Raw genomic sequence first — 24952 nt, 5'->3', positions numbered from 1 at the left:
TACTGACGCTTATTTTTTTATCATTATTATATGAAATTATTTTACTTTTGCAGTTGTAGCAATAACTTCTACTGCTTTTTTCATTGCAATATCATGTTTAAGCATATCAACTGGAAGAAGTTTTTCAACTTGTTCAATAGGCATGTTGTATTGACCAGCAAGATCTTCAATTTCTGCTTTTACTTCTTCATCTGAAGTTGTAAAGTTTTCAGCAGCAGCGATTGCTTCGATTACTAGGTTTGTACGCACGCGTTTGTCAGCGTCTGCTTCATATTGTTTATGAAGATCATCTTCAGAAGTCCCAGTAATTTGGAAGTACATTTCTGGAGAGATCCCTTGTTGTTGCATTCCACCAAGGAATTCGTTCATAGCGCGATGAACTTCTTCGTGAATCATTTCTTCTGGAATTTCTTTGATTTCAGCATTGGCAACAGCAGCTTCGATTGCAGCAGTTTCTACAGCATCATCATAAGCTTCTGCTTTTGATTCTTCAAGTTCTTTACGGAATTTAGCTTTAAGCTCATCCAAAGTTTCAACTTCTTCGTCAATATCTTTAGCAAGTTCATCATCAAGTTCTGGCAATTCTTTTGCTTTTACTTCATTAACAGTTGTAACAAAAAGTGCTTCTTTACCAGCAAGGTCTTCAGCTTGGTAGTTTTCTGGGAATGTAACTTTAACTTCTACAGTTTCACCCGCTTTAGTTCCAACAAGTTGTTCTTCAAATCCTGGAATGAATTGACCTGAACCAAGTTCAAGGCTGTGGTTAGAACCTTTTCCACCTTCAAATTCAACACCATCAACTGAACCAACGAAGTCAATAACAACAGTATCACCATTTTCAGCAGCAGTTTCTTTTACTACAAGTTCAGCTAAATTGTTTTGAGAGTTAGTCAAGCGTGTTTCAACTTCTTCGTCAGAAACTTCTTTTGTTGCTTCTACTTCAACTGTAAGGTCTTTGTAGTCACCAAGTGAAACTGTTGGTTTTACAACAACTTCTGCAGTCAATTCCCAGTCAGAACCTTTTTCCATTTTTGCAACATCAATTTTTGGTTGTGCAACTGGTTCGATACCAGCTTCTTTTACAGCTGCATCATAAGCAGTTGGAAGAACAGCGTTTAAAGCTTCTTCAAAAAGCGCTTCTTCACCGTACATTTTATTAAACATTTGACGGCTGATTTTACCTTTACGGAAACCAGGAACGCTAATGTTTGCTTTTACTTTATTAAAGGCTTTATCAAGCCCAGTTTTAATTGTTTCTTGGTCAATTGAAAATGAGAGTGTACCTTTAGTATCACTAGTTTTTTCAAAACTTACAGTCATTTTTTTCTCCTTATTTTGAGCCTGAGCTCAGAAATTCATACCTTTCAAGAATAGCATAAAATCCGCTATATTTCAAGAAAGACTAGCTTTTTTGACTTATAAATCGTAATTTTTTAGCAAAATAAAAGGCTTGATTCTTCCGAATCAAGTCTTTTATTATTTTGCAGGGCTAAGTTTATCCATAACTTCTTTCCATAAATTATGGTTGAAAACGTTGGAAGGATTTCCTCCACCTAGAAAACCATAACCAACCATAAGTCCTAAAACGGCTGCAAGAACTAGTAGAACTATAACAAAAATAATAATAGAGAGTCTTAGTCCTAAAAATTTTATGGTTTTCTTAAACATTAGCCTTCTCCGTCTTTGACTTCTACACGAATAATATCAGCTCCCAGAGCTTTTAATTTTTCATGGAATTTATAATAGCCTCGGTCTAAATGACTTAATCTTCTAACAGTTGTTTGCCCTTTGGCAACCAATCCCAAAAGGATCAATGCGGCACTTGCCCGTAAATCTGTTGATTTTACCGCAGCACCTTGTAAATTTGAATTTCCTTGAATAAGAGCTGTATTTCTAGTAATGTCAACTTCCAATCCCATACGACGCATTTCTTCCAAATGTTGGAAACGATTTTCAAATACTGTCTCTACCATCACTGATTCTCCCACGGCAACGGCTTGAGCAGCTGTCATTTGTGATTGCATATCTGTAGGAAATCCTGGATGTGGTAAAGTCTTAACACTTGTTGCTTTTAGTTTTTCAGGGCCAACAACTCGAAGACCAGACTCTTCTTGGGTAAAAATTACACCCATTTCGCTAAGTTTTGAAATCAATGGACGGTTATGTTCAGCAATCGCATCTTTGATTAAAACATCACCTTGTGTCATTGCGGCCGCAACCATGAAAGTTCCTGCTTCAATTCGGTCTTGAACAACCGAATGGTTTGCCCCATGCATTTTTTCAACACCTTTAATAATAATTGTATCTGTTCCGGCCCCCTTAACATTTGCTCCCATTTTATTTAGGAGGTTTGCTAAGTCAACAATTTCTGGTTCACGTGCTGCATTTTCAAGTGTTGTTGTTCCGTCAGCTAGTGTCGCAGCAAGAATAAGATTTTGAGTAGCTCCTACTGATGGAAAATCAAGGTAGATATGAGCTCCTTTTAATTTATCAGCTTTAGCTTCAATATAACCAGCATTTTGAGTAATCGTTGCTCCCATTTGTTCAAAACCGCGTAAATGTAAATCAATTGGTCGAGATCCAATGGAACATCCACCAGGCATTGATACGCGTGCTTGTCCGTTGCGGGCTAAGATTGGTCCCATAACAACGATTGAGGCACGCATTTTGCTGACATACTCATATGGTGCAGTTGTTTTTATTTCTGAATTTGATTTAGCAATAATTTTCTTTGCTTCCTGGTCAAAGCTAATCGCAGTACCAAGATGATTTACCAAATTATTCATCATAAAAACGTCACTTAAAATAGGGACATTAGTAAGTACAACCTCACCCTCACTAGCAAGTAATGTTGCTGCAAGAAGAGGAAGAACGGCGTTCTTTGCTCCTTCTATTTCAACTTCACCTTGAAGTTTTGTTTGCCCACCTTTTACAATTATTTTATCCATCATTTAAATCCTATTTTTCCTCTAAATTTTATTTTATATTTTTAGATTATAACATAAAAGTACTTTCCATTTTTCTGAAATATTTCACTCTGTTTATTTTTTGATGTATTTTTGTATTTCAGAAATTAAGTATGAGGGAGCAGTGAATACTCGCTCTCTACAGTTAAAATGGGGGATTTCACCCGATATAGTCAATGTAACATAACCAATTCTTTCAGCAATAATACTTCCAGCTGCATAATCCCAAGGCTGAAGACTACTGAAATAACCGATTATCTTCCCTTCCAGAAGCTGACCATAGCTGATACCTGCACTACCAATGATACGAACCCCTAAAGTTTGATGGCTTAAATCTAACAAGCCTCCACTATTAGATCTATACATGTAACTATTAACTCCAAGCAAACTTTGAGCCAAAGGTCTTTCTTTGAGTTCCAATTCTTTTTGATTACAAAAGGCTTTGTGGCTATCACACCAATAAAGTTTATCCTTCATTACATCTAGGATCAGACCAAATTTACCAACACCATACTCATAATAAGCAAGCATCACGGCAAAATTATCTTTTTGAACAATAAAATTTGTTGTTCCATCAATTGGGTCTAAGACCCAGAGATGCGGAATTTCTGAATCGAACTTTATTTTTTCTTCGTCTTCTTCGGCTAAAATCTTATCTTCCGGGAAATGATGGAGAATATTGGCTACAATTTGCTCTTGGACTTCTTTGTCAAAATTTGTCACTAAGTCATCATAGCGAGTCTTTTCAGTAATTTCGAACGGAGCAGCTATATTTTCTTTTAAGAAATTTCCAGCATCTCTTACCCAATCTTTAGCTAATTCAAGCCTTGTCAGCACTGACAAATCTTTTTCCACTAGCTTTTACCTCCTTGACTGCATGATAAAGTGAGTAACCACTGCTTAGTTCAAAATCACGTCCAAGCTGTTTTTCTTGCATTTTTGAGGGAACAATCTTTTTGAAAGCATTATAGGATTCTAGAAAAACTTCTTTTTCAACTTTGCTTTCATAAAATTTTTCAACTTGATTGAAAAAAGAGAGCACTTCTGTCATTTCAGTAGTACTCCAACTTAAATCAAGAGGATAATTATAATTTTCTTTCATGTTTCTCCCGCCCGTTCAGGCTAAAAAATCTATAAAATTCAGCAAAATTCACTGACAGAATTGTTGTCAGTAAATTTTGCTGCCTAAATCTTAATCTATTGTACTTAACATTTCTGCTCGACGATATTCACGTGGCAAAAATGCACGAATTTCATCCTCGTTAAAGCCAATTTGCAGGTGTTTTGAGTCAGTAATAATTGGACGTCTTAATAAATTTGGAAATTCTGTTACCAAGTCTAATAATTCATTAATAGTCAAATTATCAACATCCACAGCCAATTTTTGAAAAACTTTTGACCGTGTCGAAATAATATCTTCTGTTCCATTTTCCGTTTTCGTCAAGATATGACGCAAATCGTTTGTTGTCATCGGTTGTGTCAAAATGTTGTGCTCTACAAAGGGAACCTTATGGCTTTGCAACCAAGCGCGCGCTTTACGGCAACTGGTACATGATGGCGACAAATATAAATCAATCACAGTCCTATTTCCCATCCTTTTAAAATTATCAGTAAGTTTATTTTTCTCCTCATTGGATAAAAACTAATTTACATCTGCTAAGTATTATATCAAAATTAATATCGCAAAAAAAGTAACGTAATGATTTTTAGTAATTATTTTCTTCTAAAAATTACGAAATCACTCATTCATTTCTTCAAAAGTTTCTTGTAAATCTTCAAAATCAAGCAAATAAACTTCATAATTAGTGCTTTGTTTCATTTTTTCGACCATATATTTTAATTTTGTCTCATTTTCTTCATCGTAAAAAACAAAAGCTCCTTCGGTGTTTTCCAGTATAAAATCATTGTACTGACGGAATTGGCTTGGACTTTCATACGTTTCAAAAGCGTATTTCACAAAATCTACTTGCTTGAAAGCTGCCAACTTAACTTGATTACTTTCGTTCCAATTTTGGCCATGTGTTTCAAAAGAAAAAATTGTCCCAATTTGAAAGTCATAATCTGTCTGAAGTTCCTTTGCTACTTCCAACGCCCAGTATTCAAAACCCAAATTACCTGTAAAAATAATCCAACGAAGTCCTTCCTCCAAAAAATTGATTAATTTTCTTCTAATTGTTTTTTTTATTATTGATACTTTTATGTCTTTTTCATTGAAAATACCTAGGTCAAAACTTGTATAACCCATGATTAGTAGTGAATTCATAAATATTTTCCCCTTGTAAAATTTATGTTATAATAGACATTATATAACTAACTGAGAATTTTATAAAGGTAGAAGACAGAATGGTTAATTATCCTAATGGAAGGTCGCGAGCTTACAGCACTGTTCCTAAGAAAAAAAAATTACTGACAGAGCTATCAGTAACTAAAAAAAGCACCTCAAAAGCCAAAGGGATGGTTGCCTTTGGGAAGCGAGGAATGAATTTTGAAGCTGAAATTAATGCAACAAATGAGTATTATCTTTCGCGCGGACTTGCAGTTATCCACAAAAAGCCAACACCAATCCAAATCGTTAAAGTAGATTATCCACAAAGGAGTCGTGCAAAAATTACAGAAGCTTACTTTAGGCAAGCATCAACTACTGACTACTCTGGAGTCTATAAAGGTCACTACATCGATTTTGAAGCAAAAGAAACACAGCAAAAAACTGTTTTTCCTCTAAAGAATTTCCATGAGCATCAAATTGTTCATATGAGTAATGTTCTCGCTCAAGGGGGAATTGCTTTTGTCCTCTTGCACTTTGCAAGGCTAAATGAAACATATCTTCTTCCATCTTCGTGTTTGATTACTTTTTATTACGAAAAAGGCGGTTTAAAGTCAATTCCATTTTCTCATATTCGCGAAAATGGCTATAAAATTGAAACGAACCACATTCCTAGAATTCCTTATCTAGAAATTGTGAATAAACTTTGTGAGGTACAGTAAAATTTCTACTAAATCTAAGAAAAATAAACAAAAAAAACGTACAAAACGCGGTTCCGCCAAATCTAAAATGTGGACGGCAGTAAAATTATTTTTAATTGCTTTCTTTTCATTAATTATCCTAGCCTTAGCCGCTGGGGGCGCCGTTTTCGTTTATTATGCTAAGGATGCACCTGCGCTCAATTTGGACAAACTTGAATCTAAACCTTCTACTAAAGTTTATGACTCTAGCGAAAAAGTAGTGGCAACTTTGGGAGCTGAACAAAGAAATCTTGTTAAAACCGATAATATTCCAGTAATGTTGGTTAATGCGGTTACTTCTATTGAAGACCATCGTTTCTTCAATACTCGTGGAATTGACCCCATTCGGATTGCTGGTGCTTTTGTTAATAATTTTAAAGGTGGTTCTTTAAACGGCGGTTCTACACTTGATATGCAGCTCATTAAACTATCGTTCTTCTCAACCGATGAATCAGACCAAACTTTAAGTGTTAAAATTCAAGAAGCTTGGATGGCCTTAAAATTAGACCAAAAATGGACCAAGGAGCAAATTTTTACAGCGTATGTTAATAAAGTTAATATGGCAAACGGTTATTATGGAATGGGAACTGCTTCCCAAGCCTATTATGGTAAAGATTTAACTGAGCTTTCAATCGCTCAACTTGCCCTACTTGCTGGAATGCCGCAAGCTCCTAATACTTACAATCCATATACTAACCCTACTTCTGCTAAATGGCGCCGTGATATGGTTATCCGTGCAATGCGTCGTTATGATAAAATTACAGCGGAAGAAGAAAAGAAAGCACTGGCTACCCCAATTGATGATGGGCTTCAAACTTTAAAACCAAGTGTAACAATTCCAAGTTATGCTGATAATTTCCTCAAACAGGCAATTGCTCAAGCTAAAACTTTGGCTGGAGATGATATTTTGACTGAGGGAGCTAAAATTTATACTACTCTTGATACAACAGCCCAACAAAATCTATATAATATTGTTAACACTGGCGACTATATCACTTATCCAGATGATACAATGCAAGTTGCTTCAACTGTTACCGATGTCAAAACAGGTGCTGTAATTGCACAAATTGGCGGTCGTAATCAACCAAGCAATGTTACTTTTGGCTTTAACCAAGCCGTGCAAACAGACCGAGATTGGGGTTCGACCATGAAGCCAATTGTCGACTACGGTCCAGCTTTTGAAAATAATATTTATACTTCAACTAATAATTATGTTTCCGATTCCCCAACTACTTATCCAAATGGAACGCCTTTAAAAAACTGGGATAATACTTATTTTGGTTCAATGACTGTCAAAAGTGCCTTAGCACTTTCTCGTAACATCCCAGCTGTTAAAACTTTAATCAATGTTGGACTAGATAATTCTAGTAAATTTGTTAACGGTTTAGGGATTAATTTGGACCCTATGCAATATTCTAATGCTATTTCTAGTAATACTAGCACGAAAAACGGTGGAGCAAGTTCCGAACAAATGGCTGCTGCTTATGCCGCCTTCTCAAATGGTGGGATTTACACTAAACCTTACTATGTTTCCAAAGTTGTCTTTCCCGATGGTCGTACAGTTGAATACAAACCAGTTCGCTCACGAGCAATGCAATCTTCAACAGCATATATCATGACCAATATTCTTCAAAGTGTTTTAACTTTGCCACTTTCTGAATCTGTTGGTTCTTATGCTGCTGTTCCCGGCTTAGCAGCTGCTGGTAAAACTGGTACATCTAACTATACAGATAGTGAAATGACTCAAATTAATGAAAAATATGGTTCTGTTCCAGGTTTTGCTGGCTCAATGGTTTCTCCAGACGAAAACTTTGTTGGTTATACTCCTCAGTATTCAATGGCTGTTTGGACCGGTTATTCAAATCGAATGACGCCGATTTATGGTACAAGTACTCGAATTGCAACCAAAGTTTTCTCATCTATGATGACTCAACTTACTCCTGATCCTTCATCTGTTGCGACATGGACAATGCCTGAGGGTGTTAGTCAAGAAGGAACTGCTCTTGTCAAAACAGATAGTTCTGGTCAAACAATAAGTCAATCCTCCGCTAATGGTAACTAAATGAAAATTGAAAAAATTGTTAATAAAATTGCTCAGGAGAATACATATCTCCTGAGCAATTCTACTTCACATCTCATTATTGATCCTGGAAGTGATTCGTCAGCACTTCTTGAACGTCTTAAAATTACTGACAAAACACTCTCCGCCATTTTACTGACACACGCTCATTTCGACCACATTATGGGGCTGAATGAACTGAGAGAACATTTTCCTGATGTTCCTATCTATCTTCATTCAGCAGAAAAAGAATGGATGAAAAATCCTAAATTAAATGCATCACTCTTTTTCCTAGGAACTGCTGTGACTGGCCCTGAAGCTGATTATTTTTATGAAATTAATCAGTTTTACGATATTGATGCTTTCAAGTTTCAAGTGCTCGAAACGCCGGGACATTCTATTGGTGGAGTAAGTCTGCTTTTTACATTGGAAAATGAGTTTTTTGTATTTAGTGGGGATGCACTTTTTAAGAATGCTATAGGACGCTGGGATTTACCTACTGGAAATCAAGCGCAACTTTTAAAATCAATTCGTGAGCAACTCTTCACACTTGATGAAAATACTCAAGTCTTTCCTGGTCATGGTCCAAAAACAAGTATTGGTACTGAAAAACAAAATAATCCTTTTTTCCAATAAAAAAAAGTTACTGATTCTATTGTCAGTAACTTTTTTATTTAAATTCTAATTGTTTGTCCTGGATGAATCATGTCATTAATTCCAAATCCATTGAGGGCTGCTAATTGGTCAGCTGTCATACCATTTGCTGTGGCAATTGAATAAATACTATCTCCATTTTGAATTGTATAACGGTTTGAAGTCGTTGTGTTTGAAGTTGTTGCACTAGTACCTACAGTTACTTGCAATACTTGTCCAACTTGAAGCATTGAATTAACATCATAAATTCCATTGGCTGACATCAGTGATGAAACAGTCATTCCATATTGTTCCGCAATCGAATATAAACTATCTCCTGATTTGACGGTATAAGTAGAACTTGACGATACATTGGAAGTTGTATTAGTACTTGTTGTAGTTGTGCTAGCACCAGCAACTTGCAAAACTTCTCCTACATGAATATCGTTTGCATTTTCTAGACTATTTGCTGCCACAAGTGCATCAACAGTTGTACCGTATTGAGCAGCGATTGCTGATAATGAATCACCCTCTTGTACTTTGTATGTGCCAGCTGAATTTGTTGAGGCTGATGAACTAGTTGTAACAGCAGTTCCTCCTGATATTTCTCCTCCTTGGTCATAAACACTTAAACCAAGTTCAGAAATCACGCTATTCAATTTAGAAGCATAAGTTGGATCTGTGGCATAACGTCCTTCAAGCCAAGCTGTCGCATCTAGGTAAGAACTTGTATTTTCACGCCAAGCCCCAGAATAATATGATGAAGCACGTAACATTTTAGCTTGGGCAACACATGCGTCATAAACTGAGCTATAAGCTTGGAAGGGTTCAACAACATTTGTCATTGTTCCATTCAAATACTCTTGTGTTGGTAGATAAACAGGTGTACCAGAAGTGTATTTAACTCCAAAAATATTATTATAATTGCTTGCTAAGGCACTTTGTCCACCACTTGATTCTAAAATTCCTTGAGCAATCATTACAGATGGATAAAGTCCGTAGTCATTTGCCACTGGTACCGCAGCGTTAATAATTTCTTGAACGGATGCAGCTTGTGCTTTAATCCCACCAAGACTTGCCAAAGCAACAATTGACGCACCAAGCGCTAATTTATGTTTCTGTTTCATCGAGTCTCCTCTTTAATATTAGATAATTTTTTGACTAAAATATGCCAATTGTATTTTTATTGTTACTTACTAGTATAAAAATTTTCTGGCGATTTGTAAAGTCTTTTCTTTATTATTTTTTTAATTTCACATCATAAATTTTTTTTAGAGCCATGATTATAATATTAGGAGGCAAATTTTTTTATTTGAGCTATAATAAAGTAAAAGGAGCGAAAAAATGACTAAAATTTATGATAACATTACTGAATTAATCGGACAAACTCCAATTGTTAAACTTCAACATGTTCCAGCAGAGAGTGCTGATGTCTATGTCAAACTTGAAGCTTTCAATCCTGGTGGTTCTGTGAAAGATCGGATTGCCCTTGCAATGATTCGGGCGGCTGAGGCCGATGGACGTTTAAAACCTGGTGGAACAATCGTTGAACCGACTTCTGGAAATACAGGAATTGGACTCGCCTTCGTTGGCTCTGCTTTGGGTTACAAAGTTGTCATTGTCATGCCAGAGTCATTCTCACTTGAACGTCGCAAATTGATTCAAGCTTACGGGGCTCAATTAGTTTTAACACCCGCTAGTGGTGGAATGAAAGCTGCAATTGCTAAGGCAAAAGAACTCTCAGAAACAGAAGGTTATTTTCTTGCCATGCAATTTGAAAATCCCGCAAATCCTGAAATTCATGAAAAAACAACAGGAGCTGAGATTATTGATGCTTTTGGGCCAACTGGACTTGATGCCTTTGTGGCAGGTGCAGGGACTGGTGGAACGATAACAGGAGTTTCGCATGCCCTCAAAAAAGCAAATCCAACTATCAAAACTTATGTTGTCGAAGCTGATGAATCTGCTATTCTCTCGGGTGAGGCTGCTGGCCCACATAAAATCCAAGGTATTTCTGCTGGTTTTATTCCTGGGAATCTTGACACTAAATCTTATGATGAAATCATTCGGGTCAAAGGAGATGATGCCATTTTAACGGCTCGTCATCTTGGAGGAAAAGAAGGATTTTTAGTTGGAATTTCTTCGGGCGCAGCCATTTATGCTGCCCTTGAAGTAGCTAAAAAATTAGGTAAGGGTAAAAAAGTGTTAGCGATTGCTCCTGATAATGGAGAACGCTACTTATCAACGGCTCTTTATGATTTTGAGTCTGAAAAATAAATAATTTTCACTGACAGAAAGTAAAAAAGTTACTGACAGAAATTTGAGAAGATAAATCAGCTAAAAAGGTTGACAAAATTTTCTGATTTTCCTGTCAGTATTTTTTATCTAAAATACAAACAACATATTTTTATATTTCACTATTTTAGGGTAAAGTTATTTTGGGAGCGCTTTGCTCTTGGAAAATTTTAATAAGGAAAAAAACAATTTCATGAATAAATCAAAAATTTTTGCTTTCTCTGCAATTTCACTTTCTGCTGCCCTTTTACTGACAGCCTGTGGAAATTCTGTCAGTAAATCTGAAGATTCCGCTCAAGAAGCCAAATACAGCTTTGCAAGCAATATTTTAACCCTTGACACTAGCATGGCTGCTGACGTCAATTCCATTGATGTTCTTCTCAATGTTGATGCTGGACTTGTCCGTTGGAATCCCAAAGCGCAAGTTGTCAACGATTTGGCAAAATCAATTGACATTTCAAAAGATGGCAAAACTTATAATGTAACTTTGCGTGACGGTTTAAAGTGGTCAAACGGTGCTAAATTAAGAGCTGCTGATTTTGTTTATGGTTGGCAAAGAACCGTTGACCCAAAAACTGGTTCGCAATACGCCTATGCCTTAACACCTGTTGCTAATGCCAGCGAAATAATGACTGGCAAAAAGCCAGTTGATACTCTTGGAATTAAAGCTGAATCTGATAAAAAATTAGTCATCACTTTAGCAACACCTACTCCTTACTTCAATAAATTGCTAACACTTCCAGCTTATTATCCTGTCAATGAAGCTTTCGTTAAAAAAATGGGAAATAAATACGGAACAAGTTCAGACACCAGTCTTTATAATGGTGCTTTCAAATTTGTCAAAGGAAAAAATAATTGGACTGGTTCAAATGAAACTTTTTCAATTGTAAAAAATGATCAATTCTATGACGCCAAAAATGTTAAACTTTCTGGAGCAACATATCAAATTGTAAATAATCCTAACACCGCTGTTAATCTTTTCAAATCTGGAAAACTTGACGTCGCTAATTTGGCCACTCCGGAATTAGTTTCTGCAAATAAGAAAAATAAAGATTACAAAGCACTAACTTCACCAAGAATTGATGTTTTAGAATACAATCAATCTGGTAAAGTTCCCGAACTTTCAAACTTAAAAATTCGTCAAGCTTTAAACTTAGCGACAAATAGAAAAAACTTGTTAGAAATTGCGGCGCCAAGTTTTTCAATTACGAATACAGTGACTCCTAAAAAATTAGATCAAGCACCAAATGGAGAAGATTTCGCAACTTACGCTGCCCAACCTTATAAATATGATGCCACAAAAGCCGCTGAACTTTTTAAAGAAGGTCTAAAAGAATTAGGAAAAACATCCATTACTCTTGAACTTGAAGGAGCAAATGACAATTCCTTTGCCAAGGCCGCGGTTGACTATCTTAAAGGCAATCTCGAAAAAGATTTACCAGGTTTAACCATTAATGAGAAACTCGTTTCTTCAGCTCAACGTCAAAAAGATGCTCAAAATAATAATTTCCAAATTCTACTGACAAGTTGGGGTGCAGATTACAATGAACCCTCTGATTTCTTGATGAATTTTGTATCAGGAAGTACAATGAATCATGGATTAGTCAAAAACCCTAACTTTGATAAAGCCTATCAAGCAGCGACAACAGCTCCTGACGTTCTGTCAGCTGATAAACGTTATGCTCATTATAAAGATGCTGAAAATGCACTATATGAGGCCGCTAATGTCAATCCCTTAGCCACTGAATCTGTTTCTTTATTATTAAATCCAAAACTTAAAGGAATTTCAACTTATAACTCAGCCATGATTTTTGATTTACGTCATGCTGAAATCACTAAATAATAAAAAAATTTACTGACAGATTTTTGTCAGTAAATTTTTTTATTCTGTCAGTAAATTTTAAACTTCACGACGAACATGTCCTGGCTCAAAAAGTTGTCCCCAAGTCATTGTTCCTAAAACTTTCTTATTGATGACCTGATTTAAACGACTAATGCTCACTCCATCAGTACTTGTTGAGTCATGTAGAATAAATCCTCCGCCAAGATAGATAGCCGCATGTTGCTCATCCTCACTTGCATCGTCAGATGTAATTAATAAATCACCACGCGCTTTATCTGACCAATCTTCAGCCTCGCCAGTTTGAGCTAGCAAAGAGGTTGAAGCCGCAAATTGATAAACCAAAGATTGACCGCCTAACCGAAACATTTGAGCAATAAAACTCGAACAATCAAATTCATTGGCAGCTACCGAATCATCAGTGCGCCCTCCACCATAAACATATGGACTTTTCCCAACCAGTTTCATTCCTGATGAAATTGTTTTTTCAATCACTGAATTATCAGATTTCAATTGGCTGGCCACCGCTTCATAAGCTTTAACCACATCATCTTTACCCGTCTTTTTTGTGAAATAGTAATAATAACCATTAATTTTTTGTAATCCATAAACCATTTTTCCCGTTTGTGGACTGAAATAAACCATTCCACCATCCAAAGTCATCAAACCTGTCTTCATCACACCTGTTGTTGAATCAAAATAATAATTATTCCCATTAATTTTTTGAAGACCCGTTAATTTTTTTGACCCAGAGTAAGCATAAGTCTCATTTGATTTATTAACCAATTTAATCGTTGAAGCCTGAACATCTTTACTATGATATATTTTAAAGCCAACAAAGAAAATTAGAAATGCTAATAAAGCTAGAATAAGTCCTTTCCCTTGTTTACTCATTTTTTTAGAGCCATTTTTTTTATAATCTCTTGTTCTTTTTTCCATATCTACTTATACCACTTCAAATTTAATGATAACTTAATAATAACAATTTAAGATTTGGATAAGAAAAGCGATTTGAAATTATCTTCAAATCACTTTTATAAAATATTTAACCACTTACTTTTTCTAATTCTTGATAAATTTGTCGAAAAACAGTCAAAAATTGTTCAACTTCAGCCATATTATTTGTTGAATCAAGAGAAATTCTGACCGCACTTGTTGCTAATTTTGAAGGGACATTCATCGCAACTAAAGTTCCAGCCGCCGCATTTTTCTTTGAAGAACAAGCTGAGGTTGTCGAAATATAGATTTCATGTTGTTCAAAAGCGTGAACAACAACCTCACCTCTAACCCCACGAATCCCAAAGGTCAAAATGTTAGGAGCAAAATTCTCCACTTTACTAAAAACATGTACTTTTCGATGCTTTTCTAACTCTTCTAAAATCACCTGCTTCATTGCTCGTACTTTTTGACGTTTAAAGTCATCATCATCTAAAGCTAACCGAAGGGCTTTAGAAGTCGCAGCAATTCCAGCTAAATTTTCTGTAGTCGAACGCCAATTATGCTCTTGACCTCCCCCATGTAAAAGCGGAGTCAATCTTTTCCCTTTTTTTGCAACAACAATTCCCACACCACGTGGCCCATGAAATTTATGAGCAGATAAAACCGCGAAATCTACCCGCTCTGTCAACCAAGCCTCTATTGGAATTTTACCAATGGCCTGTACTGCATCTACATGAAAAGAAATTGTTGGCTTATCAGCAAGTAGGTCAGAAATTTCGTCAATCGGTTGAATGGTTCCGACCTCATTATTGACTGCCATGATTGAAACTAAAATCGTTTCATCTCTAATCAATTTTTCAAGCTCAGAAACAATAACAAAACCATCCCCATCAACAGGTGCAAAATCAACTTCAAAACCTTGCGTTTTTAACCATTCTGCTGTATTTTTTACAGCTGGATGCTCTACATTAGAAACAATGATGTGATTACCATAAGGACGCTTTTCAAAAGCGACACCTTTTAAAATCCAATTATCTCCTTCAGTCCCTCCACTTGTAAAAAATATTTCTCGTGAATCGACTCCCAACAGTTCAGCAATTTGTCGTCTAGAAGCCTCTAATAATCTCGTCGCTGTTGTCCCCAAACCATGTAGACTTGACGGATTTCCCATAATTTTTGTTGCAACATCTGTATAAGTTCGTAAAACCATTGGATTAACTGCTGTTGTAGCAGAATTATCAAAATATATCATTTTTTATCCTTAATATTTAAAAATCAATCTTATTTTAACACAAAAAATACCGAAAAGTTTGACTAAAATATAAGAATGATGATTAAATTACCATAAAAAACTTTTGACATTCGCTATTTCTGTCTATTAAATCTTTTGACAATTCGCCGATTTCTGACGATTGAATAAAGATATACCAAAATAAAAATGAGCAACCAAGTAATAGTAAAACTCCAAATATGATGTTGCCACGAACTGTCGAGAATCCAAGCATTAACTAATAAGTAAACCCAGGCCAGCAAATAACTCGCTAAAACTTGACTAATAAATTCAAGCAAGGCAATTGTGACATATTCATCTATCAATTTAGACATGGCCCCCTGAACAAAACCATAAACAAGAATTAGAGTCATTGATTCAAAATTAATTTTTCCACCAAAATACAAAGTAAGCAAGACTCCACATACTATAGCAATGAAGGCACCTTTGAGTCCCGAAATTACATATTTCATTTTTTAGCTCCTTCTTTCAACTTCTTGTTGATATTTGCCAAGTATCTACGACTGACAGGCAACTTTTCATCTCCAATATAAAGCAATACTCCGTAAACAAAGTCTGTTTCCAAGCGCCTTATTTGTTCAAAATTAACCAGAGTATTTCTTGATATTTTAATAAAATTCAAAGCCAATTTTTTCTCATAAAAATAGAGAGGAGATCTTACTCTTATCACTCCATCCGTCATATGGAAATCTAGATAATTTTTTTCTGATTTTAAATATAAAATTTCTCTGATATTAACAATCTCAAAACCTTTATTTGTTGCCAAATAGAGTTTTTCGTTATCTATAGAAGACAAATCTTCTAAATGATATTCTTTTACAATAGCCGAAAATTCTTCTTGCCTTCGAGCAACAATGACAATTTCCGCTTCTTCTATATTAGGGTCAATTTGTTTTTTTAATTTCACTTTTTCATTATATAAATAAATACTCACTTAAACAATTATTTAACTGACAAAAGCTAAAGTATTTAGGCCTTTCTTCGATAAACTAATAGGGCTAAGAGACAAATCAAACCGACACTTAAAGATATTCTTGACCAATTTGGAACGACTGTATAGTTGGAAGTTAATGTATGGTTTAAATCAGAAAGTAACTGAGTGAGGAAAAAATTGTCAGCAATCTTACGAATTCCTCCTGAAAGTTGTGCTAACGGAATCATCATTCCTGAAAAGAAGAAGGAAAGAAACATCAGAGGCATAGCAATCGCACTTGCTGTTGCCGTGTTTTTAGCAAGAAGTCCAATAATCATTGCTAATAAACAAAATGGAATTGAATATAAATAAAGTTTTAGATAAAAAAGAATTAATAAACTCAACTTAGGAAACTCATAATCATAAGCATAATGAGCAACTACTAGAATAACAAGCGTTGAGCAAAAAATAATAATCATAAAACTAACAATTTGTGCAATAATATAAAATAATTTTTTTATTCCTCTTTGGACAAATAACTGATAAATTTTTCCAGACTGATAGTCAGCAATTTGTACTGACAGTGAAGTCAAACTAGCTGAGAGAACACTATATAATAATATTGATGCAATATTATTTTCAATATAATGTGGTATGCTTTTTCCAAAACTTGATGAAAAAGCAAACATTAAAAATAAGGGAAAGATAAACACAAAGAAAATTTGTGAAGGATTCCGATAGCGTAAACGGAGTTCAAATGTAAAATATTTTAGAAATTTCATGATAATAGTTCCTCCAAGTTGATACGGTAAGTCTTTTGATATAAAACAAGTTCTTTATTGAATTCAATGATGGCTTGTTCTCCCAATTTCTTTGGTAATTTGTACTGTTTTTCTTTTAGTTTATAGGCTTCAAATTCTGGAACTTCTACTAAAAATTCAACAAAAGAAAATTCTTCTTGAATTAAATCTGATTTTTGTAAATCTGCAATAATTTTTCCATCTTTAAGAATGATAAATCGGTCGCATAATTGCAATGCTTCTTCTAAATAATGGGTTACCAAAAGTAAAGTTGAATTTTTCACTTTCAAATTTGAAGATAAAAATTTAAAAAGCTCTCCTCTGCTCTCACTGTCAAGACCCGTTGTAATTTCATCCAAAAAGAAATATTCAGGACTATTTTGTAGTGCAGATACCAAAAAGAGTTTTTGTTTTTGACCACCAGATAAATTTGAAAATCTTTGCTTTAAATAGGATTCCATTTTAAATTCTTTGACCAGTTTTAAGCCATATTCTTTAGATTGTTCATCATTTGAAAACAAAGCTAAAACTTCACTGACTAAAGCATCCGGAGGTAAGGTCATATTTTGCATGATATAACCAGTATTATTGGAAGTCGGTTTCATTTTGCCATATTCAATTTTTCCTGAAGAAGCCTTGACATTTCCATTAATAATATTCATTAATGTTGATTTTCCAGCACCATTATTACCTAATAAAGCAACCTTATCGCCAGCTTTTAATTCAAAACTGATATCATTTAGCACTTGATTGTTACCATAGGATTTTTTTATATTTTTTATTTTCATATTGCTATTTTAACTCAATCTATCAAAAGTACTGACCAAAAGTCTGGGATAAATTAAGCAATTTTAGGGATAAAAAAAATAAGAGTTTTTCTCCTATTTTTTGGAATTTATATTATAAGATTTACGGTATTGATTGGGAGCAAGTCCATAGCGTTTTTTAAAAGATTTTATAAAATAAGGAGTATTCATCATTCCAACGGCACGCGCAATTTCAGAGATTGCTTCATTTCCTTCAAGCAATCGCATTCTTGCTTGCTCAAGTCTTATTCTTGTCAGTTCTTGCCGTGGAGTTAGTCCTTTTATTTTTTTATAAATATGGCGAAGATAAGACGAAGAACCATGAAGTCTTTGTCCAAGCTCCTCAAGACTTAAATCCTCATCATAATGATTTTTTAAAAGTAAATCAATCTCTTCTACCCAAACCTCATTTGGTACAATTTTATCCATTGGTCGACATCTTTTGCAAGGACGATAACCTTCTTCTAAGGCTTGCTCGGCTGCTTGAAAAATACTGATATTCTCTCTTTTTGGTAGTCTAGAGACACAGGAAGGTCGACAAAATATTTTGGTCGTTGTTACGCCATACCATAATTTATTATCAAAGTTTTTATCATTATTTTTAATGATTTTCCAAGTTTCGTCAGTAATTTCCAAATGAAAACTCCAATTATTTTTTAAAATGTGCTTGCTCAAGTGTCAAAAGAGCTTTTTTCTTCTCCAGTCCACCAGCGTATCCTGTCAAGGAACCATCGGTCCCCACAACTCGGTGACAAGGAATAATGATTGAAAGTGGATTATGTCCAACTGCTCCACCAACTGCCTGTGACATATTTCTTTTTTTCTCTTCATTGGTCTGAAGGAGATTTGATATTTCTTTATAAGTAATTAGACTACCATAGGGAACATCACTTAATATTTTGAGTACTTTTTTTCTAAATTCCGTTACTTCTGGTTTCAATTTTATTTTTTTAAAATCAGGGTTTTCTCCTTTAAAATAAGCGTCCAACCATTCTATAGTATTAATAATTGGAAGACTCTTATCCTCTTTTGCCTGATTTAAATCATAATTGGCCGCAAAGTATTTTTGCTCTTTAAACCACACTCCTAATAAAAAAGTTTCATCACTTAAAAGCATTATTTCTCCTAAAGGTGACTGATAGTTTTTTTTAGCTAACATTTTTCCCTCCTCTTCGTTCCGACTTTTTATATTCAATAGTATAACAAAAAAATAAGGCAGAAAACATCACTATTTGGCTTTTTCATTTTTTGAATATCATTCTTGATAAATGATATAATATTAAAAAATAAATTAAGGGTCTGACAATGAAAGCAATACTAAGCAAAGCACTCCCAGATGATTATGAGCAAATTGCTTTTGTTCATTATAAAGCCTGGTTAGAAACTTACACCGGACTTCTCCCAGAAAGTTTCTTAAAAAACAGAACGCTTGAATCAAGCATTAATATTTTTAAAAATAATCTTTGTTCAAATACAGTGGTTGCCATTGTTGAAGGCAGAATTATTGGTTTTTGCGGCTGGGGTCCTCTTCGGAATAATTCTTTTGAAGAAAACTTTGGTGAAATTCACGGAATATACTTACTTGACTCCTATAAAAAGCATAAAATAGGTCGAAAAATGCTTGAATTCGCCTTAGAAGAACTTTCAACAGAGAATTATCCAAAAGTTGGTCTGTGGGTACTAAGTAGCAATGAAAATGCCATTCACTTTTACAAGGAACTTGGTTTTTCTGACACAGGAATTGTTAAGGAAGGAAATTTAGGGGAAATTATCACTGAATCATTTTTTACAAAGGAAATCTAAAAAAGCATATGCCGGGATATATTTTTTATTTTAATGACAGACAAGAAAAAAACACCGTAAAAATACGGTGTTTAATGCTTAATAGCTCTAATTATTTAACTGCGTCTTTCTGATATAAATATATTTGATTTTCATAAAGTATCCTAAAACATTGATACATAAGCCTTAATAGATTTAGAACATTTTCAAAAAAACGTCATATTTATATAGAAGTTTAAGACTTGTGCCCCTTTTGTGCCCCTTTTATTTTATGGTTCTTGCTGGACTCGAACCAGCGACCAAACGGTTATGAGCCGTTAGCTCTGACCAACTGAGCTAAAGAACCAAATCTCTGTATTATTGATCACTTTCTTTTGCATTTTCTAATTCATCATCAAGCTCTTGAAGAAGTTTTCTTCTCTTATTTCTTTGTTTAAAAGATTCTATTAAGAGGAGACCGAAAATAACCATTGCACACAACACCACCAGGCATTGATAAAAATCTACGGTAGAATCTAAATAAAATATATCAACAATAATAAATGCCACACCAAAAAATAAAAATAAAATTGATACTATTATATTTCTTTTTACATCATCATCATCCATCAAATTTCTCTCCTTATTACCTAATTATGTAGTAAAGTTTTATTATAATTCCAATCCCATAAATTTTGCTTTTGATAACTTAGTGAAGTTATCAAGCTTAACCTTGAACTTTTTCACTACCTATTCAATTATAATGGGATCAACATTTACTGTTTCAATCTTTTTTGGGGATTTCTCCCTTTAAATATTTGCTAAGACACTAAACGGAGACATTTATATTATAGCATATTATAGATTTAATACATTATAGGTAAACGTATTCAAAAATTTGACTATTGTTATTTTTTCTGATAATATTATAAAAGTTATTGCAAGTTAATCTAGTTTTATACTATATTATTCATACCTTGCTCTAATCACTTTTCGGCACTGGCTTATGCTAGTGCTTTTTTGATATAAAAAATGCCTCATAAGGGGGAAGAGGCATTTAAGAAAAATTTTATAACAAGCTTCTCATGGATGAAGAAAGCTCAAGGAAATAAAATATCAGGATGATTTATTATAGCGCTATCATTATTTTTTGTCAAGAAAAAAGCGCCCCAGTTAGGAGAGGAACGCTTAGGAGTCTTTATGAAAAAGTATATTTTTGGAATATAAAAATTATATAACTTTCCATTTCCGTTGTAAAGAAAAACGCCCTCGCTTTGGAAAAGGGCGCTTTATCTCTCCCGAAATACTTAGTTATTTGTACTTGTATTTGGAATAGCATTTACGATAAGGGTATTATACTAATTTATCTTAAGAAAAACAGTAACATTTATTAACAAAAAAAGACCCCCAATTAAGGGGGATCAGTGTTAGAAATTTAATTATAGCAAACTTCTTAACGAGAGCAAAGAAAAACGCCCTAGAGCCAATATTATTTCTTTTTCCTGTAATCAAAAGCAAGACCAAATAACAATCCGATACCAATACCCATAGCTAAGTTATGAAAAATAATCCCAAATGCCACCCCTAAGCACAAACCTGTTTCGATTCCTAATCCATCACTACCTTTTTTCATAAGCTGTTCCTCTCTTTACGAAAATTATATCATAATAATGGCAAAAGAAAAACGCCCCGGAGGGCGCAGGATTATCTTGATAAATTAAAGCCAATCCCAAATAGTAGTGCTGATATAAGAACAACGACAATTATACTTACCCATACCCATGTTTTTTCTTTTCCACCAAGTATCTTTCTCATTCCAACGAATAGTACAAAGATAAGAAGTGACATTATTACAAGATATATACTTCCTGCTTCCATAATATACCCTAATTTCTTATCACTAGGATTACTTACATCGTTAAAAATAGTTCCTAATAATTGAAGAGAACCCATCATTGCAAAAGATATTGCAGTAAATATTCCAAGTATGGCTATGAACTCTGAATAAATTTTTGTTTTAATACCTGAAGCTTCAGAAGCAACTTTGCTTGCTTCTGAAGCCATTTCTCTAGCTTCAATCATATTATTACTTATAAATTCTCTTTGAATACAAGCTAAATTAACATGTTTTTGAAACTTACCGAATACCTCTATATTGTAACTATTACCATTGTCCTCAAGTTCCTTCTGAATTCTTTGAAAACTTGGTTCAGAAAGCGGCACATCATCCTTAAAAAATCTTTTAACTTTTTCAATTGCTTCATCGTCATATTCATAAATACATCTAGAAATCACATCATATCGTGTCATGATACTGGAAGCACGTTGAGAAATCGTCGCCATTATATTTGCAAGATTTTCTTTACCTGGTTCATTTGCGATTGTATTCAGAAGTACAACCAAGAATTTTTCGTTAAGATTAGCCATTTTTTATTTCCATATTTGGTATTTTGAATTTTTCTCAAAATATTGTTTTATTTCAGAGTTTGAATAATCATTAGCACTATGATACACAATCTTAGCTTCTTCATTTTTCCATAAATCCTGCTCATGAGTGAGATCAACAAGTTTCCATGCGTTCATTGACAGTAACTTAGAAATAGTATTATCTATAAAAGATTTAATATTTTCGTCTGCAAAGATTTTTGTATCTATTTTTTGCGGTTCATTAATTGTCCAGTCCCCATCATTAATGTCAATATTAGGGGCAAAATCATCTATTGGGGCTGAACCATAATCTTTATAAGCTGAGTATACTTCTCTCATGACTGGCCCATAATTCCATTTTGAGAAGTCACCTTTTATAATTGGGGACTCAAATTCCACTAAAGTTGCAGCTTGTAAAAAGTATAATATTTTTTGTAAATGAAGGTTAGTAATAACTTGATTGTGTTTATGTGCATGTTCGATAACATAATTAGCAACTGCCATTGGACTTTGTGACTCTATAGTTGTCATTTCACTACCTCCTCTATTCTATTTTATCATTTTCAATTGTAAACTGTATTATTTTACTATTTTTCACTCTAATTGTCAAACGTAAACAAAAAAACACCCGCCGAAGCGGGGTTTATTTATTTTCTATACCTAAAGTAACTCATTGCACTGAAGCTCAATCCGATACAAATACCAAGCGCCATATTATGAATGATATAGCCGTATGATAATCCTATAAATAGCCCTAAAATAACACCTATTACTGCCTTCTTTTTCAAATTTTTCATAAATCTCATCCTATTCCGTGTATGATAATAATCTCGAATATATTATATAACAGTTAGGGCAATTATAAAATCGTACTAAAGTATGATTTTTGAAATAGACATAATAAAAGCCCTGACCGAAGTCAGAGATTATTTTCTTAATTTCTAAGAATCACAACATGTAAATTTTGGATATTGTTCACAACCTACGTGATATCGGTATAGCTTTATGCCACAAGTGGCAGAAATGAAAATTTTCGTTGTTGTTATTGAGGTAGTAAAAATATGTTACACCCCTAAAGTTTGGGATAATTAGGCTTACCCATTGTCTAAACTTTGCTAGTTATTGCCATCACTTTTTTCTGAAACCAATAATATCTTTTACTCTTTTTTCAGTAAAACTACCTGAGGTCGCATTTTACGACTCTAGTCAATCAACCGATTAAATTTGTTATGGGTTTGGGCCATAACTAAAACAAATGGGTCAAAGCCTTTTGTTTTAGGTCAGCGCACTTTTGCGCTCTCCTAATTAGGAAGATACACTTTTGTATTATCCTCAACTATCAGAAATCTAGGAAAGTTCATATCATCCATGAGGGAGTATTTGGAAGTGCAGACTATATTCTAAATGAGTTTAAGTCACTGAGAATTATTTTTAATCTTTATTTCTATAAACTGCCTCTAATAAATAGCCGTCTAAATCTAAGATGTAACAAGAATAATAGTTATCATTCTGACCCTTAGATTCTCCGATACTTTTACCACCAATGTTTAGAGCTAATTGATAGAAATCATCAACTTGTTTTTTATCTTGAGCTGAAAAAGCAAAATGAAATCTTTTCGGAATGCCTTGGCCAATCCAAATATAATCTTTTTTATCATAGAATTTCACACCGTTAACATCACTACTAAAACCATTAATTCCTAATGCTGATAAAAGCGGTCTGTAGAATTCCTTTGATCGATTCAAATCTTTTACTGTAATATCAATATGATCTAGCATAACGATCTCTCCTAACATTCATAAAAATAGTAAAGTCATTATATCATAACCCACTCGACTCCACTTGAGAGATTAGAAATAGTAAAACCGCCAAGAGTTGTCTCAGCGGTTTTTTTATTTAAAAAGTACACTCCTATTATATCATTTTTCTTTCGTCTATTCTCCATATTCTTTACGAAGCCATGCTCTATATTTAGTTTCTTGGAGCTATACTATAAAAGTGGACAGAAAATTGTGTGTTATAATCTGTCTATTAAGACACAAAAATGAAAGGACTTTTATGTCAGGTTTTAAACGTTACGACGAGGATTTCAAACAATCGCTCGTTAATCTCTATCAAACTGGTAAAACACAAACTGAACTCTGTAAAGATTATGGGGTATCTTCTTCTGCACTTGCAAAATGGATTAAGCAGTACTCTCAAGTGCGTCTTGAAGATAATACGGTGTTGACTGCTAAACAGATTCAAGAATTACAAAAAAGGAATGCCCAACTAGAGGAAGAAAATCTGATCTTAAAAAAAGCGAGTGCCATATTCATGCAAAACTCCAAATGAGATTAAAAGCCGTCTATCGACTCCGATTTGAACACACGACAGTTATGCTCTGTCGTGTTTTACATGTCAATCGTTCCACCTACTATAACTTCATAAACAAGAGGCCTTCGAAGCGTGAAGTAGAAAATCAACGCTTGAGAAAATTACTCCTTGAAATTTATATGAAAGCCAAGAAAAGAATTGGAACGAGAGCTTTTAAAATCATTCTTCTGCGTGATTATGGCGTTAATATTTCTGAAGGCCGTATCTTAAGACTTCTCAAGTCTATGACACTCCCTAAAATGTCAACCATCAAACCTCGTTTTAAATCAAATAAATCTCCTGTATTTTCTTCTGGTAATCTGCTTAAACAAGAATTTAACCCGAACTCCCCGAATCAAGTTTGGACAACTGATTTCACTTATATCTCTATAGGACCTAAGCGACATGTTTATCTCTGTGCTATCCTTGACCTCTACTCAAGGAAATGTATCGCGTGGAAAGTAAGTGATAGGATTGATGCCAAACTCGCCTGTGACACCTTAGAAACAGCTATAAATAAGAGGAAGCCTAAGGAACCAATTATCTTTCATTCGGATCAAGGAAGCCAATTTAAATCAGCTTCCTTTAGAAAGTTATTAGATGAGCATCAATTGCTTGCTTCTTACTCCAAGCCTGGATATCCTTATGATAATGCCGTCACCGAGGTCTTTTTCAAGTATCTTAAACAACGAGAAATTAATCGCAGAACTTATCACTCCATTCAAGAAGTTCAACTCTCTTGCTTTGAATACATCGAACAATTTTATAACAATTATAATCCTCATTCCGCCAACAATGGTTTAACTCCAAATCAGAAAGAAGAAAATTATTTTAAGAAAATATAGCTCATTTTGTGTCTAAAT

28 protein-coding genes, 1 tRNA gene and 1 pseudogene are annotated in these 24952 nt (G+C 34.2%); 7 read left to right on the top strand and 23 right to left on the bottom strand.

Annotated elements, in window-relative coordinates; genetic code table 11:
• Positions 1-36: 36 nt before the first annotated feature.
• From tig to ACRYLU_RS02395, 7 genes are all read right to left on the bottom strand, one after another.
• Positions 37-1320, bottom strand: a complete 1284-nt coding sequence (gene tig / locus ACRYLU_RS02425) for a trigger factor (RefSeq protein WP_038599359.1) — start codon at positions 1318-1320, stop codon at positions 37-39.
• A gap of 156 nt (positions 1321-1476) precedes the next feature.
• Positions 1477-1668, bottom strand: coding sequence for a DNA-directed RNA polymerase subunit beta (locus ACRYLU_RS02420; protein WP_003131739.1), 192 nt, complete (start codon positions 1666-1668; stop codon positions 1477-1479).
• On the bottom strand, positions 1668-2948 hold the full coding sequence (gene murA / locus ACRYLU_RS02415; protein ID WP_445081367.1) for a UDP-N-acetylglucosamine 1-carboxyvinyltransferase: 1281 nt from the start codon (positions 2946-2948) through the stop codon (positions 1668-1670). Before murA ends, ACRYLU_RS02420 begins: the two co-directional genes overlap by 1 nt.
• A 93-nt stretch (positions 2949-3041) precedes the next feature.
• Positions 3042-3821 carry an inositol monophosphatase family protein gene (locus ACRYLU_RS02410; RefSeq protein ID WP_445081150.1) on the bottom strand — a complete coding sequence of 260 codons (780 nt, stop codon included), beginning with the start codon at positions 3819-3821 and terminating at the stop codon, positions 3042-3044.
• On the bottom strand, positions 3787-4068 hold the full coding sequence (locus ACRYLU_RS02405; protein WP_003131743.1) for a UPF0223 family protein: 282 nt from the start codon (positions 4066-4068) through the stop codon (positions 3787-3789). The genes ACRYLU_RS02410 and ACRYLU_RS02405 overlap by 35 nt, the downstream gene beginning before the upstream one ends.
• A gap of 90 nt (positions 4069-4158) precedes the next feature.
• Positions 4159-4545 carry a transcriptional regulator Spx gene (spx, locus tag ACRYLU_RS02400; protein ID WP_010905435.1) on the bottom strand — a complete coding sequence of 129 codons (387 nt, stop codon included), beginning with the start codon at positions 4543-4545 and terminating at the stop codon, positions 4159-4161.
• Positions 4546-4704: 159 nt separating this feature from the next.
• Positions 4705-5229, bottom strand: a complete 525-nt coding sequence (locus ACRYLU_RS02395; protein WP_445081149.1) for a DUF1273 domain-containing protein — start codon at positions 5227-5229, stop codon at positions 4705-4707.
• 80 nt (positions 5230-5309) lie between these two features.
• On the opposite strand from ACRYLU_RS02395, the gene recU reads away from it, so the two are divergent.
• The 3 genes from recU to ACRYLU_RS02380 all read left to right on the top strand — a co-directional run bounded on the left by recU (position 5310) and on the right by ACRYLU_RS02380 (position 8664).
• Positions 5310-5951 carry a Holliday junction resolvase RecU gene (recU, locus tag ACRYLU_RS02390; protein ID WP_445081148.1) on the top strand — a complete coding sequence of 214 codons (642 nt, stop codon included), beginning with the start codon at positions 5310-5312 and terminating at the stop codon, positions 5949-5951.
• Between the two features lie 67 nt (positions 5952-6018).
• Complete coding sequence (locus tag ACRYLU_RS02385) at positions 6019-8031, top strand: transglycosylase domain-containing protein (RefSeq protein ID WP_445081366.1); 2013 nt, start codon at positions 6019-6021, stop codon at positions 8029-8031.
• Positions 8032-8664: an MBL fold metallo-hydrolase gene (locus ACRYLU_RS02380; RefSeq protein ID WP_038599353.1), complete on the top strand. Its 633-nt coding sequence runs from the start codon at positions 8032-8034 to the stop codon at positions 8662-8664. It abuts the gene before it with no gap.
• 38 nt (positions 8665-8702) lie between these two features.
• On the opposite strand, the gene ACRYLU_RS02375 is transcribed toward ACRYLU_RS02380, so the two are convergent.
• Entirely contained in the window at positions 8703-9788 is a 1086-nt protein-coding gene (locus ACRYLU_RS02375) for a LysM peptidoglycan-binding domain-containing protein (protein ID WP_038599351.1), read from the bottom strand.
• A 217-nt stretch (positions 9789-10005) separates the two neighbouring features.
• On the opposite strand from ACRYLU_RS02375, the gene cysK reads away from it, so the two are divergent.
• Positions 10006-10938 (top strand): cysteine synthase A, encoded by a 933-nt coding sequence (gene cysK / locus ACRYLU_RS02370; protein WP_003131750.1) that lies wholly within the window; start codon positions 10006-10008, stop codon positions 10936-10938.
• A 211-nt stretch (positions 10939-11149) separates the two neighbouring features.
• Complete coding sequence (locus ACRYLU_RS02365; RefSeq protein ID WP_098393203.1) at positions 11150-12799, top strand: peptide ABC transporter substrate-binding protein; 1650 nt, start codon at positions 11150-11152, stop codon at positions 12797-12799.
• Positions 12800-12856: 57 nt separating this feature from the next.
• Here ACRYLU_RS02365 and ACRYLU_RS02360 read toward each other — a convergent pair whose 3' ends face one another.
• From ACRYLU_RS02360 to ACRYLU_RS02325, 8 genes are all read right to left on the bottom strand, one after another.
• Complete coding sequence (locus ACRYLU_RS02360; RefSeq protein ID WP_098393202.1) at positions 12857-13735, bottom strand: C40 family peptidase; 879 nt, start codon at positions 13733-13735, stop codon at positions 12857-12859.
• A gap of 106 nt (positions 13736-13841) precedes the next feature.
• Positions 13842-14987 carry a cysteine desulfurase family protein gene (locus ACRYLU_RS02355; protein WP_038599342.1) on the bottom strand — a complete coding sequence of 382 codons (1146 nt, stop codon included), beginning with the start codon at positions 14985-14987 and terminating at the stop codon, positions 13842-13844.
• Between the two features lie 113 nt (positions 14988-15100).
• Complete coding sequence (locus ACRYLU_RS02350; RefSeq protein WP_445081147.1) at positions 15101-15478, bottom strand: hypothetical protein; 378 nt, start codon at positions 15476-15478, stop codon at positions 15101-15103.
• Positions 15475-15933: a LytTR family DNA-binding domain-containing protein gene (locus tag ACRYLU_RS02345; protein ID WP_038599337.1), complete on the bottom strand. Its 459-nt coding sequence runs from the start codon at positions 15931-15933 to the stop codon at positions 15475-15477. The genes ACRYLU_RS02350 and ACRYLU_RS02345 overlap by 4 nt, the downstream gene beginning before the upstream one ends.
• A gap of 62 nt (positions 15934-15995) precedes the next feature.
• Entirely contained in the window at positions 15996-16721 is a 726-nt protein-coding gene (locus ACRYLU_RS02340; protein ID WP_023163807.1) for an ABC transporter permease, read from the bottom strand.
• Positions 16718-17527 (bottom strand): ABC transporter ATP-binding protein, encoded by an 810-nt coding sequence (locus tag ACRYLU_RS02335; protein WP_445081146.1) that lies wholly within the window; start codon positions 17525-17527, stop codon positions 16718-16720. The genes ACRYLU_RS02340 and ACRYLU_RS02335 overlap by 4 nt, the downstream gene beginning before the upstream one ends.
• A gap of 93 nt (positions 17528-17620) precedes the next feature.
• A complete protein-coding gene (locus ACRYLU_RS02330) occupies positions 17621-18181 on the bottom strand; it encodes a bifunctional transcriptional activator/DNA repair enzyme AdaA (protein WP_445081145.1) in 561 nt (186 codons plus the stop codon).
• 13 nt (positions 18182-18194) lie between these two features.
• Positions 18195-18704, bottom strand: coding sequence for a methylated-DNA--[protein]-cysteine S-methyltransferase (locus ACRYLU_RS02325; RefSeq protein ID WP_445081144.1), 510 nt, complete (start codon positions 18702-18704; stop codon positions 18195-18197).
• A gap of 146 nt (positions 18705-18850) precedes the next feature.
• On the opposite strand from ACRYLU_RS02325, the gene ACRYLU_RS02320 reads away from it, so the two are divergent.
• Positions 18851-19348 (top strand): GNAT family N-acetyltransferase, encoded by a 498-nt coding sequence (locus ACRYLU_RS02320; RefSeq protein ID WP_058206032.1) that lies wholly within the window; start codon positions 18851-18853, stop codon positions 19346-19348.
• A 251-nt stretch (positions 19349-19599) separates the two neighbouring features.
• Here the strand turns inward: ACRYLU_RS02320 and ACRYLU_RS02315 are convergent.
• The 7 genes from ACRYLU_RS02315 to ACRYLU_RS02285 all read right to left on the bottom strand — a co-directional run bounded on the left by ACRYLU_RS02315 (position 19600) and on the right by ACRYLU_RS02285 (position 23512).
• Positions 19600-19673 (bottom strand) — tRNA-Ile (locus ACRYLU_RS02315).
• Positions 19674-19684: 11 nt separating this feature from the next.
• Positions 19685-19936, bottom strand: a complete 252-nt coding sequence (locus tag ACRYLU_RS02310) for a hypothetical protein (protein ID WP_143459244.1) — start codon at positions 19934-19936, stop codon at positions 19685-19687.
• An 859-nt stretch (positions 19937-20795) separates the two neighbouring features.
• Positions 20796-20939, bottom strand: a complete 144-nt coding sequence (locus tag ACRYLU_RS02305) for a hypothetical protein (RefSeq protein WP_014573124.1) — start codon at positions 20937-20939, stop codon at positions 20796-20798.
• Between the two features lie 71 nt (positions 20940-21010).
• A complete protein-coding gene (locus ACRYLU_RS02300; protein WP_445081143.1) occupies positions 21011-21733 on the bottom strand; it encodes a hypothetical protein in 723 nt (240 codons plus the stop codon).
• Between the two features lie 3 nt (positions 21734-21736).
• On the bottom strand, positions 21737-22264 hold the full coding sequence (locus ACRYLU_RS02295) for a Panacea domain-containing protein (RefSeq protein WP_445081142.1): 528 nt from the start codon (positions 22262-22264) through the stop codon (positions 21737-21739).
• Between the two features lie 116 nt (positions 22265-22380).
• The gene (locus ACRYLU_RS02290) at positions 22381-22530 is read right to left on the bottom strand and encodes a hypothetical protein (RefSeq protein WP_161935067.1); all 150 of its coding nucleotides are present in this window, start codon (positions 22528-22530) and stop codon (positions 22381-22383) included.
• 634 nt (positions 22531-23164) lie between these two features.
• Entirely contained in the window at positions 23165-23512 is a 348-nt protein-coding gene (locus ACRYLU_RS02285; RefSeq protein ID WP_143459256.1) for a VOC family protein, read from the bottom strand.
• A gap of 280 nt (positions 23513-23792) precedes the next feature.
• Here ACRYLU_RS02285 and ACRYLU_RS02280 point away from each other — a divergent pair.
• Positions 23793-24950, top strand: a pseudogene (locus ACRYLU_RS02280) (IS3 family transposase).
• Positions 24951-24952 lie beyond the last annotated feature (2 nt).

Source organism: Lactococcus sp. KTH0-1S (assembly GCF_052544945.1).
Note: the sequence above shows the minus strand (reverse complement) of the source record. Positions and strands in the feature narration are given on the sequence as shown.